Origin of the sequence: Salinarimonas chemoclinalis (genome assembly GCF_041514305.1) — a bacterium.
In the GTDB taxonomy this organism is placed as follows: Bacteria; Pseudomonadota; Alphaproteobacteria; order Rhizobiales; family Beijerinckiaceae; genus Salinarimonas; species Salinarimonas chemoclinalis.
The window spans coordinates 1-15,623 of record NZ_JBGMWH010000024.1 but is presented as its reverse complement, the minus strand read 5'-3'; the positions used below and the strand labels follow the sequence as shown (position 1 = coordinate 15,623).

Below are 15,623 nucleotides of genomic sequence, written 5' to 3'. Positions count from 1 at the left end.
GGACGCGGTGCGCGAGGCGCGCGGCGCGTGAGACCACACGGGACGAGACCACACGGGAGACGACGCACCATGACCGCAGACATCCGCCGCCTGACGCCCGAGATCGCCGTCGCCCCTCAGATCGCGATCGAGGACCTCGCGGGGCTGAAGGAGGCCGGCTTCCGCACCGTGATCAACAACCGCCCCGACGGCGAGACCCCGGACCAGCCGCCGAGCGCGCGGATGGAGGCGGAGGCCCGCCGCCTCGGCCTCGACTATCGCCACGTCCCGGTCGTCTCCGGCGCGATGACGATGGACGACGTCGCCGCCTTCGACGCGGTCCTCGCCGAGACGGATGCACCCGTCCTCGCCTATTGCCGCTCCGGCACGCGCTCGGCCACCCTGTGGGCCTTCACCCAGGCCGGCGTGCGCGGCCCCGACGAGATCCTCTCGATCGCGCAGGGCGCCGGCTACGACCTCTCGGGCCTGCGGCCCTATCTCGACCGAGGCTGACCCGCGATGGACGCCACCCCGCTCCTCTCCGATGGGTCGGACGCGCACGCGGCCACTTGCCCGAACCCCGCCGCGCCGCCATGTTGCGGACGTATCATGGAGGGTGTCACCGGGGTGGCGACGACGGACGATCTCAGCGCGCTCGCGCCGAAGGCGGAGGAGGTGGCGGAGCTGCTCTCCGCGCTGGCGCATTCGAAGCGGCTCATGGCCATGTGCCGGATGATGGACGAGGAGGTCTCGGTGGGCGTGCTGGCGGAGGCCGTCGGGCTCGGCCAGTCGGCGCTCTCGCAGCACCTGTCCAAGCTGCGGGCGCTCGGCCTCGTCACCACGCGCCGCGACGGCCAGACGATCTACTACCGTCTCGCCTCGCCGGAGGCGCGCGAGCTGATCGGCACGCTGTATCGGCTCTACTGCACCTGAGCCGGGCGGCTTTCGCGTTGACGGGGCGGGCGCGGGCGCGGATCGTGCGCGCCCTGGAGGCGGAGCCACCGCCCCCCGGAGGGATCGAGACCATGCGCGACCGCACGAACATCCTCCTCGCCATCGCCGCGAGGGCGCCCGTCATCCCCGTCGTCACGATCGAGGACCCGAGCCTCGCGCCCGCGCTCGCCGCGACGCTCGTCGAGGCGGGCCTGCCGGTCGTCGAGGTGACGCTGCGCACGCCCCGGGCGCTGGACGCCATCCGCGCCATCGCGCGGCACGCGCCGGAGGCGGTCGTGCTCGCCGGCACGATCGTGACGCCGAGCCAGATCGGCGAGGCGATCGACGCCGGTGCGGCCGCGCTCGTCACCCCCGGCACGTCCCCCGGGCTGGCGGACGCGCTCGCGGCGGCGCCGATCCCCGCGATGCCGGGCTGCGCCACCGTGTCGGAGGCGATGGCGCTGCACGAGCGCGGGTTCGATCTCCTCAAGCTCTTCCCGGCGGCGGCCTCGGGCGGCCCGGCCTGGCTCAAGGGCATCGCGGGGCCGCTGCCGGGGCTGCGCTTCTGCCCGACGGGCGGCATCGACGCGCAGAGCGCGCCGGCCTACCTCGCTTGCCCGAACGTCGCCTGCGTCGGCGGGACCTGGGTCACGCCGGCCACGCTCGTCGCGGCGGGCGACCTCGCCGCGATCGGTCGGCTCGCCCGCGCGGCCGCGGCCCTCATGCGCGGCTGAGGTCGCGCGGGCACCGCGTCCGGAACGGCCGTGCAGGGCCTCGCGTTCGCTCGTCGAACCGGGGACGACGCACAGCCGAAAGGACGCGCCATGGACGCCCGCCGCCTGCTCTCGACGCTCACGGACGCGCTCGGCCGCACCACGAGGCGCGCGCTCGGCGGCGCTCGGGCCGTGACCGGGCGGAGCCCGGACGCCGCGCCGGGCCCGCTCGTCGACGTCTCGGAAGTGGATGCCGACGAGGCGCTGTTCCTCGTGCGCACGATGATCGCGGCGGCGTCCGCCGACGGCGTCGTCGACGCCGGCGAGCGCGAGCGCCTCCAGGCGGCGATGCGGGAGGCGGGCCTCGACCCGGACGACCGCTCCTTCCTCGACGAGGAGATCGCCTGGCCGCGCGACATCGACGAGATCGCCGACGCCGTCTCCACGCCCGAGCGGGCCGCGCGCACTTGGGCCGCCGCACGCCTCGTGATCGCGCCCGACACGATGCGGGAGCGCGAATTCCTGCGGCTCCTCGCCGCGCGCATGGACCTGAGGCCGGACGAGGTCGCCGCGATCGAGGCCCGCGCCGGCGGGCGGTGAGGGCGCGGCCTCAGGGCATGACGCGTGGCGTCGCGATCATTTCGAGCGCCCGCGCACCCGAGACCGGCTGCCCCGTCGGCCAGGCGTCCCAGCGCGCCTCGTAGGCGAGCGCCTCGCCGAGCAGGCGCTTGTACTCGCGCCGGGAGACCTCGCTCGCGCCGAACTGGGCGAGGTGATCCGTCACGAACTGCGTGTCGAGCAGCATGAAGCCGCCGCGCTTGAGGCGGGCGACGAGGTGCACGAGCGCCACCTTCGAGGCGTCGCGGGCGACGTGGAACATGCTTTCGCCGAAGAAGGCCGCGCCCAGGCTCACCCCGTAGAGCCCGCCGACGAGCGTGCCGCCGTCCCAGACCTCGACCGTGTGGCAGTAGCCCAGGTCGAACAGGTCGCCGTAGATGCGCCGAATGCGCGTGTTGATCCAGGTCTTCTCCCGGTCCGGGCCGGGCGCGGCGCAGCCGTCGATGACACCCTCGAAATCCGTGTCGACGCGCACCTCGAACCGGTCCGTGCGCACGGTGCGCGCGAGCCGCCTGCCGAGGTGGAAGCCGTCGAGCGGGATGACCCCGCGCTCGCGCGGCTCCACCCAGTAGATTCCGGGGTCCTCGGCGCTCTCCGCCATGGGGAAGATGCCCGCGGCGTAGGCCCGCAGGACGATCTCCGGCGTGATCTGGACGATGCCGCTGTGCATCCGGTTGTCCGCGCGCGTGGCCCCGAGGTCACCGGATCTCGTCCAGCCCCCCGGTCTTCAGGAAGTGCTCGAGCCAGTGGATGTCGTAGAGCCCGTTCTGGATATCTTGGTTGCGAACCAGCGTCCTGAAAAGAGGCAGCGTCGTGTCGACGCCGTCGACGACGAACTCGTCGAGGGCGCGACGAAGGCGCATCAGGCACTCGTTGCGCGTCCGGCCGTGCACGATCAGCTTGCCGACGAGGGAATCGTAGTGCGGCGGGATGCGGTAGCCCTGGTAGGCCGCCGAATCGACCCGCACGCCGAGCCCGCCCGGCGGGTGGAAGTAGGTGATCGTCCCGGGCGAGGGGCGGAAGCTGGACGGGTGCTCCGCGTTGATGCGGCATTCCACCGCATGCCCCTCGAAGCGCACGTCCTCCTGGCGCAGCGACAGCGAGGCGCCCGCCGCGATGCGGATCTGCTCGTTGACGAGGTCGATCCCGGTGATCATCTCCGTGACGGGATGCTCGACCTGGATGCGGGTGTTCATCTCGATGAAGTAGAATTCCCCGTTCTCGTACAGGAATTCCACCGTCCCCGCCCCGGCGTACTGGAGCTCCCGCATCGCCTCGGCGACGATGCCGCCGATCCGCGCGCGCTCCGCGGGCCCGAGCGCGGGCGAGGGCCCCTCCTCCCAGACCTTCTGGTGGCGGCGTTGAAGCGAGCAGTCGCGCTCGCCGAGATGGATCGCGTTTCCGCGCCCGTCGCCGAGCACCTGGATCTCGATGTGGCGCGGCTTCTCGAGGTACTTTTCGATGTAGACCGCGTCGTCGCCGAAGGCGGCCTTGGCCTCGGTGCGGGCGGTGACGAAGGCGTGGACGAGCTCGCCCTCGTCGCGTGCCACCTTCATGCCGCGCCCGCCGCCACCAGCGGCGGCCTTGATCAGGACGGGATAGCCGATCTCGGCGGCGACCCGGCGCGCGGCGTCCTCGTCGTCGACGCCGCCCTCGGAGCCGGGGACGCAGGGGATGCCCAGCCGCTTGGCGGTCCGCTTGGCCTCGATCTTGTCGCCCATGATGCGGATGTGCTCCGCCTTGGGGCCGATGAAGGCGATCTTGTGGTCCGCCAGCACCTCGGCGAAGCGGGCGTTCTCGGAGAGGAAGCCGTAGCCGGGGTGGATCGCGTCCGCGCCGGTGATCTCGCAGGCGGAGATCAGCGCGGGAATGTTGAGGTAGCTGTCGCGGGCGGGGGGCGGGCCGATGCAGACGCTCTCGTCGGCGAGGCGCACGTGCATGGCGTCGGTGTCGGCGGTGGAGTGCACCGCGACGGTCGCGATGCCGAGCTCCTTCGCGGCGCGCAGGATGCGCAGCGCGATCTCGCCCCGGTTCGCGATGAGGATCTTGTCGAACATCCGCAGCGGGCCCGTCATTCGATGATCATCAGCGGCTCGCCGAACTCGACCGGCTGCCCGTCCTCGAAGAGGACCTCGGTGACGGTGCCCGAGCGCGGGGCGACGATGTCGTTGAAGGTCTTCATCGCCTCGATCAGCAGCACCCGCTGGCCGGCCTCGACCTTCGCGCCGACCTCGACGAAGGGCTTGGCGTCGGGCGAGGGGCGGCGGTAGGCGGTGCCGACCATCGGCGAGACGACCGCGCCGGGATGCTCGCGCGCCGAGGGCTTGGCGGAGGGCGCGGGCGGCGCGGCCATGGCGGCGGCCGGCGCGGGCGCCGGCGCGGCTGGCATCGCCGCCGGCGCGTGATGATGGGGCGCGGCGACGCTCACCACCTGCGCGGGCTGGCGCGCGACGCGGATGCGCAGGTCGCCCTTCTCGACCTCGATCTCGGTCAGGTCCGTCTCGGAGATGAGCCCGGCGAGCTCGCGCACGAGCTCGGGATCGAAGGGGCTGTTCCTGGCCATGGGTGTCGTATGCTCCTGCTACTGTCTGTCGGGCGCGCCCGTCGGCGCCCCTTGCGCCCGGCGCATCGCGGAGAGGCAGGCGTCGAAGCCGAGCGCGTAGCTCTCGGCTCCGAAGCCGGCGATCACGCCGAGGCAGACCGGCGCGATCAGCGAGCGATGGCGGAAGCTCTCGCGGGCGTGCACGTTGGAGAGATGCACCTCGACCACCCGCGCGCCCGACCCCGCGATGGCGTCGCGCAGCGCGATGGAGGTGTGGGTGTAGGCGCCGGCGTTGAGGACGACGCCCGCACCCGCGAGCCCCGCCTCCTGCACCGCCGTCACGAGGGCGCCCTCCTCGTTCGACTGGAGGAAGCCGAGCGTCACGCCCTGCGCCTGCGCCCGCGCGCGCAGCGAGGCCTCGATGTCGGCGAGCGTCGCGCGGCCGTACACGTCCGGCTCGCGCCGGCCGAGCAGGTTCAGGTTGGGGCCGTTGAGGACGTGGATCGCGATCATGCCTGGCGCCGAACGGGACGACGGGCGCGCGCGAGGGCGCGCACCCGACGCGCCCTCATAGCGGGAAGGCGCGTGCGACGAAAGGGGGAAGCGATCTCCCGCGTCGCGGACGGCCGCCGGCGGGGCCGCGCCTCAGCAGCTCACCGCGCCGCAGGCCCGCGCATTCGCCACCGCCTCGGCGAGCCGCGCCTCGCCGATCGCGCCGACGAGGACGCCGTCGCCGACGACCCAGCCGGGCGTCCCCGTCACGCCCACCGCGTTGGCGAGGTCGAGGTTCGTGGTGATCACCTCGGCGACGCGCCGGCCGTTCAGCTCCGCCTGGATGCGCTCGAGGTCGAGGCCCATCTCCTCGGCGACCTGCCGGGCGCGGGCGCCGTCCACCTGCCCGCGCGTGGCGAGCAGCTCCATGTGGAAGCGCGCCGCCTGCTCGGGCGTCATCTGCGCCGCCGCGGCGACGCCGACCTGCGCCGCCTCCAGGGAGGGGGGCCCGAGGATCGGGAAGTCCTTGAGGACGACGCGCAGGTTCGGGTCCTTCTCGATCATCGCCATGACGTCGGAGAGCGCGCGTCGGCACGGGCCGCAATTGTAGTCGAAGAACTCGACGAGGGTGACGTCGCCGTCCGGGTTGCCGATGACGACGTCGTGCGGCGCGCGGAAGAGGTCGTCGCCGCGCTCGGCGACGGCGGAGCGCTGGCGCTCCTCCTGCTCCGCCGCCTGGCGGCGCTCGAGCTCGGCGAAGACGTCGAGCATGACCTCCGGGTTCTCGAGCAGGTACTCGCGCACGATCGTGCCGATCGCCGCGCGCTCGCTCTCGGAGAAGGTCGCGTCCTGGGCGGTGGCGGGGGCGGACGCCGGGGCGAGCGCGAGCCCGGCGGCACCCACGAGCGCGAGGACGACGAAGCCGGCGAGCGCGATGCGGCGCAGCGGCGAGGAGAGGAGAGAGGTCATGCGGTCTTGCGTCCTCGGGTCTTCGAAGGCGGTTCAGCGGCGGTTCTCGGGAACGAACTCGTAGATGTCCCTGGCGCGGCGCCAGGGGGGCGAGCCCTCCACCAGGCTGCGCATGGCGCGGAAGGCCTGCGTCTGCCCGTTCACGATGTCCCCTCCCGCCATGTAGTACTCCGCCGTGGCGAGTTCCGCGAGGCCGATCTGGCCGGTGCGGCCATAGGCCATCGCGAGATGCCGGAAGGGCTCGGGCGCCTCCGGCTCGGCGCGGGTGGCGCGCTCGAGCTGGCGCACGGCCTCCTCGAGGCTCGCGCCGTCCCCGCGCGCGATCAGCGCCTGGCCGTAGAGCACGCGGATCGTCGGCGCGCCGGGCGATTGCTGGGCGGCGCGCCGCAGCGATTCCGCCGCCTCCTGCGGGCGCGCGCTCTCGAGCAGCAGCTGGCCGCGCAGTTCCTGGAAATAGGCGTTGCCCGGCTCCTCGCGGATGAGGCCGTCGACGAGCTCGACCGCCTCCCGCGAGCGGCCGGTGCGGTGCATGACCACCGCACGGGCGTAGCGCGAGGGGGCGGACGTGTCGTGGGGCGGGTAGCGCCGCAGCACGCTCTCGGGGCTGTCGACGAAGCCGAACAGCTTGGCGCGGGCGAGGTCGTGGCGGCGCTGCAGCGCCGGCGGATCGCGCCGGTCGCGGTAGGGGCTCTGCGCCGCGAGCCGCTCGAGCTGCGAGATGCGCTCGGCGGGGAGCGGATGGCTCATCAGGTAGGGATCGACCGCGGCGGAGCGGAACAGGCCCGAATCGGCGAATCGCCGGAAGGTGGTGATCATCCCCACCGGCGATTGCCCGGTCGCCTCCAGGTAGCGCACGGCGGCGACGTCCGCCGCCTGCTCCTCCGAGCGCTGGTAGGAGAGCAGGTTGCGCCGCACCATCTCCTGCGAGCCCGAGAAGATACCCGCCGCGCCGAGCCCGGGATTGCCGACGTTCGAGCCCCCCGAGACCGCGCCCGCCATGGCGCCGGCGCCGAGCATCATGCCCACGATGGAGAGGATCTGCGCGTTCGCCACCTCCTGGCGCAGCCGCGCCAGGTGGCCGCCGGCGATGTGGCCGGTCTCGTGGGCGATGACGCCGATGATTTCGTTGGGCGTCTCCGCCTGCATCAGGGCGCCGATGTTGATGAAGATCCGCCGCCCGTCGGCGACGAAGGCGTTGAAGCTCGTGTCGTTGATCAGCACGATCCGCGTCGCGTCGGCGCTGATGCCCGCCGCGCGGAAGATCGGGCGGGCGTAGTCGGCGAGCAGCCGCTCGATCTCCGCGTCGCGCACGATGGAGAGGCTTCGCCCCTGCGCCTGCGCCTCCGCCACGGGGGCGAGCGTCGGCGGGAGCGCGAGCGCGCCCGCGAGCAGCCCGGCGAGAACGCCGCGGGCGGCCCGCGCGAGGCGCGGGGCGGGGGGGAGCATGGCGAGGAGGCGCGGCAGGATCGTCATCGTCGTACCCGGTGAGCGTCCCCGTCGATCGGCGGCCGCGACTTGCGGCCTCGGGGACCGTACGGGTACAGGCTAGCGCGGACCATGGTCAAATCACGGTTTCGTCGCCCGCCCCCGCGAAATCGTCCCGCGCGCCCGCCGACGGGCCTCGATCACGAACGGAGACGCCCCCATGCACGACGGCCCGCTCGACCGCGCCTCCCGCAGCGCCCGCCCGCTCGCCCCCGCGATCGCCGCGCGCGCCGAGGCGGTCGCCCCCTTCCTCGCCCTCGACGTGCTGGCGCGGGCCGCGGCGAAGGAGCGCGCGGGCGCCGACATCGTGCACATGGAGGTCGGCCAGCCCTCCGCCCCCGCGCCGCGGGCCGCGCGCGAGGCGGCGAAGGCGGCGATCGACGTCGGCCGCGTCGGCTACACCGAGGCGCTCGGCATCGCCCCCCTGCGCGCGCGCATCGCCCGGCACTACCGCGACGCCTACGACGTCGCGGTGTCGCCGGAACGGATCGTGGTGACGACCGGCTCGTCGGCGGGCTTCGTGCTCGCCTTCCTGGCGATGCTCGAGCCCGGCGACCGCGTCGCCATCACCGCACCCGGCTACCCGGCATACCGCAACACCCTCGTCGCGCTGGGCGCCGAGCCCGCGACGATCCCGCTGGCGCGCGCCACGGGCTGGGTGATGACCGGCGCGGCGCTGGAGGCGGCCCACGCCGAGCGCCCCCTCGCCGCCGCCCTCGCCATGAGCCCGGCGAACCCGTCCGGCACGATGATGGACGAAGCCACGCTCGCCGACGTCGCGCGGGTGTGCCGGGCGCGCGGGATGTGGCTCGTCTCCGACGAGATCTACCACGGCCTCACCTACGGCGCGCCGGCACCCACGGCGCTGCGCTTCGATCCCGACGCGGTGATCGTCAACTCCTTCTCGAAGTACTATTGCATGACCGGCTGGCGGATCGGCTGGCTCGTCGTGCCCGAGCGCCTCGCCCGCGCCGTCGAGCGGCTGGCGCAGAGCCTCTACATCTGTGCGCCCTACCTCTCCCAGGTCGCGGCGCTCGCCGCCTTCGACGGCACCGAGGAGCTCGAGGCGGTGAAGGCCGGCTACGCCCGCACCCGCGCCATGCTGCTCGAGGAACTCCCGCGCATCGGCCTCGATACGCTCCACCCGGCCGACGGCGCCTTCTACGTCTACGCCGACGTCTCCCGCTTCACGAACGACTCGCTCGCCTTCTGCCGCCGCCTCCTCGACGAGGCCGGCGTCGCCGCGACGCCCGGCGTCGATTTCGACCCCCTCGAAGGCGAGCGCTGGCTGCGGCTGTCCTTCGCGGGCTCGTTCGAGGAATGCCGGGAGGGGGTGCGGCGGCTGGGCGGGTTCCTCGCGCGGGGGTGAGGGCGGCGGGCCGGCCGCCTGCCGCGGGAGCCTCCCGACGCCCGGGGAGTTGACCCCGGGCGCGCGATCCCGCATGCGCTCTCGACGTCCTTCTCCCGCCGCGCCCCGGAAGAGTCCCAGACCGATGTCCCTCGCCGAATCCGTCCGCAAGGTCTTCGTGCCGATCCACAAGGAAGGCTACCCGTTCATCGCCGTCGCGGCGGTCGCGTCGCTCGCGCTCGGCTTCCTGTGGGAGCCGCTGTTCTGGGCGGGTCTCCTGATCACCGTCTGGGTCTGCTACTTCTTCCGCGACCCGCCGCGCACCACGCCCGTGCGCGAGGGGCTGGTGATCTCGCCGGCGGACGGGCGGGTCAGCCTGATCACGACGGCGATCCCGCCGCACGACCTCGACCTGCCGCGCGAGCCGATGACGCGCATCTCCATCTTCATGAACGTCTTCAACTGCCACGTGAACCGCGCGCCGGTTTCGGGGCGGATCGTGCAGCAGGTCTATTCGAAGGGCCTGTTCCTCAACGCCGAGCTCGACAAGGCGAGCGAGGACAACGAGCGCAATTCCCTCGTCATCGACGCGAACGGCACCGAGATCGCGGTCGTGCAGATCGCCGGCCTGGTGGCGCGCCGCATCGTCTCCTTCGTGCGCGAGGGCGAGGAGATCGAGGTGGGGGACCGTTTCGGACTGATCCGCTTCGGCTCGCGGCTCGACGTCTACCTGCCGCTCTCCGCCCGGCCGCTGGTCGGCTTCGGGCAGAACGCCGTCGCCGGCGAGACCGTGCTCGCGGACCTGCGCTCGCAGGAACCGCCGCGGCGCTTCCGGGCGGGTTGAACCGCGGCCGCGCCGCAGCCGTTGAGCAGACCATGAGCGACTTCTTCGCCCCCTTCGCGCCCGACCCCAACGAGCCGCGCCGGCGCCGCTTCAAGCCGGTGCCGTTCCGCGTCATCGCGCCGAACCTGATCACGCTGCTCGCCCTGTGCCTCGGCCTCACCGCCATCCGGCTGGGCTACGAGGGGCGGCTGGAGCTCGCGGTCTACGCCATCCTCGTCGCCGCCGTGCTCGACGCGCTCGACGGGCGGGTGGCGCGGCTCCTGAAGGGGACGTCGCGCTTCGGGGCCGAACTCGACTCGCTCGCCGACTTCGTCAATTTCGGCGTCGCGCCGGCGCTCGTGCTGTTCTCCTTCACGCTCCAGGACGCGGGCGGGGTGGGCTGGGCGGCGGCGCTCGTCTTCGCCATCGCCTCCTGCCTGCGGCTCGCGCGCTTCAACGTCGCGCTCGAGGACCCGCACCGGCCCGAATGGCAGAAGAACTACTTCGTCGGCATGCCCGCGCCCGCCGGCGCGCTGGCGGCGCTGCTGCCGATCTACCTCTACTTCCTCGGCGTGCCCACGAACGAGGAGGTGGCCTCGCCCTTCAATCTCGCCTACGTCGTCGCCATCGCCTTCATGATGGTCTCGACCGTGCCGACCTATTCCGGCAAGACGCTGGGCAAGCAGGTCCCGCGCGAGCGGGTGCTGCCGCTGTTCGTGGGCGCGGTGGCGCTCACCGCGCTCGTCCTCTCCTTCCCCTTCGCCATGCTGTCGATCGTGGTGCTGATCTACCTCGCGACGATCCCCGTCGGCGTGCAGCGCTACCGGCGGCTCGGCAGCGAGAACGCGCAGGCCGACGCCGACGCGGCCTCCGCTCGCGAAGCGGCGGCCGCTCCGCAGGACCCCGCCGCCTGAGGGCATGGCGCGAGACAGGCGTTCACAAGCGCGCCGCGCCCGGCTAACGTCCGGCGCGCCCGCCCGAGCGGCGCCCGTGACGAAGGATGGAAGCCCCGTGTCCCTGTTCGGTCCGCGCGAGAGCGAATGGCGCCCCAAGCTCGTGCTCGCCTCCGCCTCGCCGCGGCGTCTCCAGCTGCTCCAGCAGATCGGGCTCGACCCGGATGCGCTGCTCCCGGCGGACGTCGACGAGACGCCGCTCAAGCTCGAGAAGCCCCGCGACCTGGCCCGGCGCCTCGCCGCCGAGAAGGCGCGCGGCGCGCTGCGCGTCGCCCGCGCCGACGAGGCGCTGAAGGGCGCCTACCTCGTCTCGGCGGACACGGTGGTGGCGGTGGGGCGGCGCATCCTGCCCAAGGCCGAGATCGTCGACGAGGCCGCCGGCTGCCTGCGCCTGCTCTCGGGGCGCCAGCACCGGGTCTATACCGGCGTGTGCGTGGTGACCCCCAAGGACGGCTTCTGCGAGCGCGTCGTCGAGACGCGGGTGCGCTTCAAGCGCCTGTCGCAGGACGAGATCGACAGCTACCTCGCCTCGGGCGAGTGGCGGGGCAAGGCCGGCGGCTACGCCATCCAGGGGCTGGCCGGCGCCTTCGTCGTGAACCTCGTGGGCTCCTATCCCGCGGTGGTGGGGCTGCCCGTCCACGAGACGGCGGCGCTGCTCGAGGGCGAGGGCTACCCCGTGCGGCTGTCTTGGTTGAACGCGGCCTGAGGGCCGCGGGGGCCGACGCGGCCGTGATCGCGCGAAGGAGGCGCCCTTGCCGGCGAAGAAGACGAAGAGCGCGGACGACCTCGTCCCGATGCGGGGGAGCATCTGCCCGATCTGCGGAAACACGACGGTGGTGCGCTACCGCCCGTTCTGCTCCAAGCGCTGCGCGGACGTGGACCTCCAGCGCTGGTTCACCGGCGCCTACGCCGTGCCCGTGGTGGAGGAGGACAGGTCGGCGGACGGGGAGGACGAGGAGGGGTGACGGGCGGGACGCCCCGCGCGCTCAGGACTTGAGATTGAACACGCGGTGGGGCACGAACTCGCCGCGCTCGATCGAGCCCGTCGAGACCAGGATCCCGCCGAAGGTGGCGTAGGCCTGGCCCTCGATCGGCGCGTCGCGGCCGCGCAGGATCACGGACTGGCCGCGCATCAGGCGCGCGGCGGCGTCGCGGGAGACGGGGACCGGCTCGAGTTCGCCCAGCGCCGTCTGCACCGGCAGCACGAGGTCCTCGAGCGCCGGGCTCTCGCCCGCCTCGACCGCGGCGCGGAAGGCCTCGAGGTCCTGCGCCTCCACCGTGTCCTCCTCGGTGAACGGCCCGACGCGGGTGCGGCGCAGGGACGAAACGTGGCCGAGGCAGCCCAGCCGGCGGCCGAAATCGCGGGCCAGCGCACGCACGTAGGTGCCGCGCCCGCACTCCGCCTCGAACACGGACGTGTCGCCGCCATGCGCCACGAGGGAGATGCGGTCGATCTCGACCGGGCGCGCCACGAGCTCGACCGTCTCGCCGTCGCGGGCGAGGTCGTAGGCGCGCTCGCCCGCGATCTTGATCGCGGAGTAGCGCGGGGGCACCTGCATGATCTCGCCGACGAAATCGGGCAGGATCGCCTCGATCTCGGCCGGCGTCGGGCGCGCGTCGGAGCGGGCGACGACCTCCCCCTCCGCGTCGTCCGTGTCGGTCTGCGCGCCCCAACTCACGGTGAACAGGTAGGCCTTGCGGCCGTCCATGACGAAGGGGACGGTCTTCGTCGCCTCGCCGAGCGCGATGGGCAGGATGCCGGACGCGAGCGGGTCGAGCGTGCCGGCGTGGCCCGCCTTCTTGGCGTTGAAGGCGCGCTTGACCATGGCGACCGCGTGCGTCGACGTGACGCCCACCGCCTTGTCGAGCACGACCCAGCCGTTGACGTCCCGGCGCTTCGGCCGGTCCGGGCGCGGGCCGCGGCGGCCGCGGGGGCCCTTGCCCTGCCCGTCGGCCGCGCGCGGTGCGCCGTCGGTCGCGGGGGCGTTCGTGGTCTCGTCGCTCATCGGGGTGTCCATGATCGGTGCGTCGCGTCTGGGGCCGGGGTCGGTCAGGTGTCGTCGTCGGTCGGGGCGTCGCCGTCGGGCGCGTCGCCGGCGACGTCGCGGCGCACGCGCTCCGAGCGCAGCAGCGCGTCGATGCGCGCGGCCTCGTCGAAGCTCTCGTCGCGCCGGAAGCGCAGGTCGGGGGCGAACTTGAGGTTCACCCGCCGCGCGACCTCGCCGCGCAGGACCTTCTTCGAACGGTCGAGCGCCTCGAGCACCGCCGCCTCGTCCTGGCCGCCCAGCGGCATCACGTAGGCGGTGGCGAGCTTGAGGTCGGGCGACATGCGCACCTCGGGCACGGTGACGACGTGCGTCGTCAGCACGGGGTCCTGCAGGTCGCCGCGGGCGAGCACGTCCGACAACGCGTGGCGGACGAGTTCCGCGACGCGCTGCTGGCGCTGGGTGGGGCCGGACGTCTCGAAACGCTTCGCCATGGCGGGCGCCTCCTCCGCGGGCCGCGCGGGCCCGTGCGACGCGCGTGTGCCGCACCCGACGGCCGGGCGCCGCTCACGCACGAGGGGAAAGAACCAACCAGCCCGCCGCGGGGGCTCGGACGCCGCGGCGTGCTGGAGAACGAGGACGGACGCCCGCGAGGGGCTCCGCCGGCGCGTGCGCCGCGCTCAGAGCGTGCGGCGCACCTCGTGGACGAGATAGCACTCGATGGCGTCGCCCTTGCGCATGTCCTGGTAGTTCTCGAAGGCCATGCCGCACTCCTGGCCGGCCACCACCTCGCGCGCGTCGTCCTTGAAGCGCTTGAGCTGGGAGAGCTTGCCCTCGTGGATGACGATCTTGTCGCGGATGAGCCGCACGTGGGCGCCCCGCTGCACGACGCCGTCCTGCACGCGGCAGCCCGCGACCTTGCCGACCTTGGACACGGCGAAGACCTCGAGGATCTCCGCCTCGCCCAGCCGCTCCTCGCGGAGCTGCGGGGGAAGCATGCCCGACATCACGGCTCTGATGTCGTCCACCAGGTCGTAGATGATGTTGTAGTAGCGCACCTCGACGCCCACGCGCTCGGCGGCCTCGCGGGCCTCCTTGTGCGCGCGCACGTTGAAGCCGAGCACCACGGCGCCGGAGGCCTCCGCCAGGGTGACGTCCGACTCGGTGATGCCGCCCACGCCCGCGTGGATGACCCGGGCCGCGACCTCGTCGTTGCCGATCTTCTCGAGCGCGCCCTGGATGGCCTCGACGGAGCCCTGCACGTCGCCCTTGACGACGAGCGGCATCTCCTTGCGGCCGGCACCCTCCTTGAGGTCGCGCATCATGTCCGCGAGCGAGCGCGTGGAGCCGCTGGCGCGGGCGGAGGCCCGCTCGCGCTTCTGGCGGGCGCGGTACTCGGTGACCTCGCGGGCGCGCGCCTCGTTCTCGACGACCGCGACGCGATCGCCGGCCTCGGGCGTGCCGTTGAAGCCCAGCACCTCGACCGGCACCGACGGGCCGGCCTCCCTCACCTGCTCGCCGACGTCCGACACGAGCGCGCGCACGCGGCCCCATTCGGAGCCCGCGACGATGATGTCGCCGGTCTTCAGCGTGCCGCGCTGGACGAGGACCGTGGCCACGGGGCCGCGGCCGCGATCGAGCTTGGCCTCGACCACCGTGCCCTCGGCCGCCCGCTCGGGGTTGGCCTTGAGGTCGAGGATCTCGGCCTGCAGCGCGAGGCCCTCGAGCAGCTCGTCGAGACCCGCGCGGGTGACGGCGGAGACCTCGAACTCGAGCGTGTCGCCGCCCATCGACTCCACCTGCACGTCGTGCTGGAGGAGCTCGGTGCGCACGCGCTGCGGGTTCGCCGACGGCTTGTCGATCTTGTTGATCGCCACGATCATCGGCACGCCCGCCGCCTTGGCGTGGGAGATCGCCTCGACCGTCTGCGGCATGACGCCGTCGTCGGCCGCGACCACCAGCACCACGATGTCCGTCACCTTGGCGCCGCGGGCGCGCATGGCGGTGAACGCCGCGTGGCCGGGCGTGTCGATGAAGGAGATCCTGCCGCCCGACGGGCTCGCGACCTGGTAGGCGCCGATGTGCTGGGTGATGCCGCCGGCCTCGCCCGCGACGACGTTGGTCTTGCGGATCGCGTCGAGCAGCGAGGTCTTGCCGTGGTCGACGTGGCCCATGATCGTCACCACCGGCGGGCGCGACTCGAGACGGTCGTCCGTGTCCGCCGCGGCGAACAGGCCCTCCTCGACGTCGGATTCCGCCACGCGCTTGACCGTGTGGCCCATCTCCTCGGCGACGAGCTGCGCGGTGTCCGCGTCGATCGTGTCGGTGATCTTGTACATCTCGCCCTGCTTCATCAGCAGGCGGATGACGTCCACCGCACGCTCGGCCATGCGGTTGGCGAGTTCCTGGATGGTGATCGTCTCGGGGATGATCACCTCGCGGGAGATCTTCTCGCGCTCCGCCGACTGGCCCTTGCCCTGGAGGCGCTGCATGCGGCGCTTGAAGGAGGCGACGGAGCGCGTGCGCTCCTCGTCCCCCGCGAGCGCCTTCGTCACCGTGAGGCGGCCGCGGCGGCGATCCTCGCCGCCCTTCGTCGCCTTGGGCGCGGGGGGGGCCTTGGGCACGCCGCCCTTGCGGCCGCGGGGTGCCTCGTCCTCGGCCACCGGCGTGCGGGCACGCGGGGCGGCGCCGGGCGCGGCGGGACGCGCGGTCGACGCCTCGCCGGCACGGGCGGCGGGCTTCGCCGCGGGCGCGGCGGCCTCCGGCTCGACCACGGGCTCGGG

18 protein-coding genes are annotated in these 15,623 nt (G+C 73.3%); 9 read left to right on the top strand and 9 right to left on the bottom strand.

Annotated elements, in window-relative coordinates; all coding sequences use genetic code 11:
• Positions 1 to 69 precede the first annotated feature (69 nt).
• The 4 genes from AB9M23_RS20980 (at position 70) to AB9M23_RS20965 (ending at position 2,225) form a co-directional block, all read left to right on the top strand.
• Positions 70 to 492: a protein tyrosine phosphatase family protein gene (locus tag AB9M23_RS20980; RefSeq protein WP_372426601.1), complete on the top strand. Its 423-nt coding sequence runs from the start codon at positions 70 to 72 to the stop codon at positions 490 to 492.
• A gap of 96 nt (positions 493 to 588) precedes the next feature.
• Positions 589 to 912, top strand: a complete 324-nt coding sequence (locus tag AB9M23_RS20975) for an ArsR/SmtB family transcription factor (RefSeq protein ID WP_372426600.1) — start codon at positions 589 to 591, stop codon at positions 910 to 912.
• A gap of 92 nt (positions 913 to 1,004) precedes the next feature.
• Positions 1,005 to 1,646: a bifunctional 4-hydroxy-2-oxoglutarate aldolase/2-dehydro-3-deoxy-phosphogluconate aldolase gene (gene eda, locus AB9M23_RS20970; RefSeq protein ID WP_372426599.1), complete on the top strand. Its 642-nt coding sequence runs from the start codon at positions 1,005 to 1,007 to the stop codon at positions 1,644 to 1,646.
• Between the two features lie 90 nt (positions 1,647 to 1,736).
• On the top strand, positions 1,737 to 2,225 hold the full coding sequence (locus tag AB9M23_RS20965) for a DUF533 domain-containing protein (RefSeq protein ID WP_372426598.1): 489 nt from the start codon (positions 1,737 to 1,739) through the stop codon (positions 2,223 to 2,225).
• Between the two features lie 10 nt (positions 2,226 to 2,235).
• Here AB9M23_RS20965 and aat read toward each other — a convergent pair whose 3' ends face one another.
• The 6 genes from aat to AB9M23_RS20935 form a co-directional block, all read right to left on the bottom strand.
• Positions 2,236 to 2,913, bottom strand: a complete 678-nt coding sequence (gene aat, locus AB9M23_RS20960) for a leucyl/phenylalanyl-tRNA--protein transferase (protein ID WP_372426597.1) — start codon at positions 2,911 to 2,913, stop codon at positions 2,236 to 2,238.
• Between the two features lie 28 nt (positions 2,914 to 2,941).
• Positions 2,942 to 4,300, bottom strand: coding sequence for an acetyl-CoA carboxylase biotin carboxylase subunit (accC, locus tag AB9M23_RS20955; protein WP_372426628.1), 1,359 nt, complete (start codon positions 4,298 to 4,300; stop codon positions 2,942 to 2,944).
• A gap of 14 nt (positions 4,301 to 4,314) precedes the next feature.
• Positions 4,315 to 4,806, bottom strand: coding sequence for an acetyl-CoA carboxylase biotin carboxyl carrier protein (gene accB, locus AB9M23_RS20950; protein ID WP_372426596.1), 492 nt, complete (start codon positions 4,804 to 4,806; stop codon positions 4,315 to 4,317).
• An 18-nt stretch (positions 4,807 to 4,824) separates the two neighbouring features.
• Positions 4,825 to 5,298, bottom strand: a complete 474-nt coding sequence (aroQ, locus tag AB9M23_RS20945) for a type II 3-dehydroquinate dehydratase (protein WP_372426595.1) — start codon at positions 5,296 to 5,298, stop codon at positions 4,825 to 4,827.
• A gap of 132 nt (positions 5,299 to 5,430) precedes the next feature.
• Entirely contained in the window at positions 5,431 to 6,246 is an 816-nt protein-coding gene (locus AB9M23_RS20940; RefSeq protein WP_372426594.1) for a DsbA family protein, read from the bottom strand.
• A 33-nt stretch (positions 6,247 to 6,279) separates the two neighbouring features.
• Positions 6,280 to 7,719, bottom strand: coding sequence for a M48 family metalloprotease (locus AB9M23_RS20935; RefSeq protein WP_372426592.1), 1,440 nt, complete (start codon positions 7,717 to 7,719; stop codon positions 6,280 to 6,282).
• 172 nt (positions 7,720 to 7,891) lie between these two features.
• Between AB9M23_RS20935 and AB9M23_RS20930 the strand changes: the two genes are divergently transcribed.
• The 5 genes from AB9M23_RS20930 (at position 7,892) to AB9M23_RS20910 (ending at position 11,820) form a co-directional block, all read left to right on the top strand.
• Entirely contained in the window at positions 7,892 to 9,100 is a 1,209-nt protein-coding gene (locus tag AB9M23_RS20930; RefSeq protein ID WP_372426591.1) for a pyridoxal phosphate-dependent aminotransferase, read from the top strand.
• A gap of 73 nt (positions 9,101 to 9,173) precedes the next feature.
• The gene (locus tag AB9M23_RS20925; protein WP_372426590.1) at positions 9,174 to 9,923 is read left to right on the top strand and encodes a phosphatidylserine decarboxylase; all 750 of its coding nucleotides are present in this window, start codon (positions 9,174 to 9,176) and stop codon (positions 9,921 to 9,923) included.
• Positions 9,924 to 9,955: 32 nt separating this feature from the next.
• Positions 9,956 to 10,816 (top strand): CDP-diacylglycerol--serine O-phosphatidyltransferase, encoded by an 861-nt coding sequence (gene pssA / locus AB9M23_RS20920; protein ID WP_372426589.1) that lies wholly within the window; start codon positions 9,956 to 9,958, stop codon positions 10,814 to 10,816.
• 97 nt (positions 10,817 to 10,913) lie between these two features.
• Complete coding sequence (locus AB9M23_RS20915) at positions 10,914 to 11,561, top strand: Maf-like protein (RefSeq protein ID WP_372426588.1); 648 nt, start codon at positions 10,914 to 10,916, stop codon at positions 11,559 to 11,561.
• 88 nt (positions 11,562 to 11,649) lie between these two features.
• Complete coding sequence (locus AB9M23_RS20910) at positions 11,650 to 11,820, top strand: DNA gyrase inhibitor YacG (protein ID WP_372426627.1); 171 nt, start codon at positions 11,650 to 11,652, stop codon at positions 11,818 to 11,820.
• A 21-nt stretch (positions 11,821 to 11,841) separates the two neighbouring features.
• On the opposite strand, the gene truB is transcribed toward AB9M23_RS20910, so the two are convergent.
• The 3 genes from truB to infB all read right to left on the bottom strand — a co-directional run.
• Positions 11,842 to 12,861, bottom strand: a complete 1,020-nt coding sequence (gene truB, locus AB9M23_RS20905) for a tRNA pseudouridine(55) synthase TruB (protein WP_372426587.1) — start codon at positions 12,859 to 12,861, stop codon at positions 11,842 to 11,844.
• Positions 12,862 to 12,905: 44 nt separating this feature from the next.
• A complete protein-coding gene (gene rbfA, locus AB9M23_RS20900; RefSeq protein WP_372426586.1) occupies positions 12,906 to 13,334 on the bottom strand; it encodes a 30S ribosome-binding factor RbfA in 429 nt (142 codons plus the stop codon).
• A gap of 186 nt (positions 13,335 to 13,520) precedes the next feature.
• Positions 13,521 to 15,623: translation initiation factor IF-2 (gene infB / locus AB9M23_RS20895; protein ID WP_372426585.1), on the bottom strand; the 2,103-nt coding region annotated here is incomplete at its 5' end.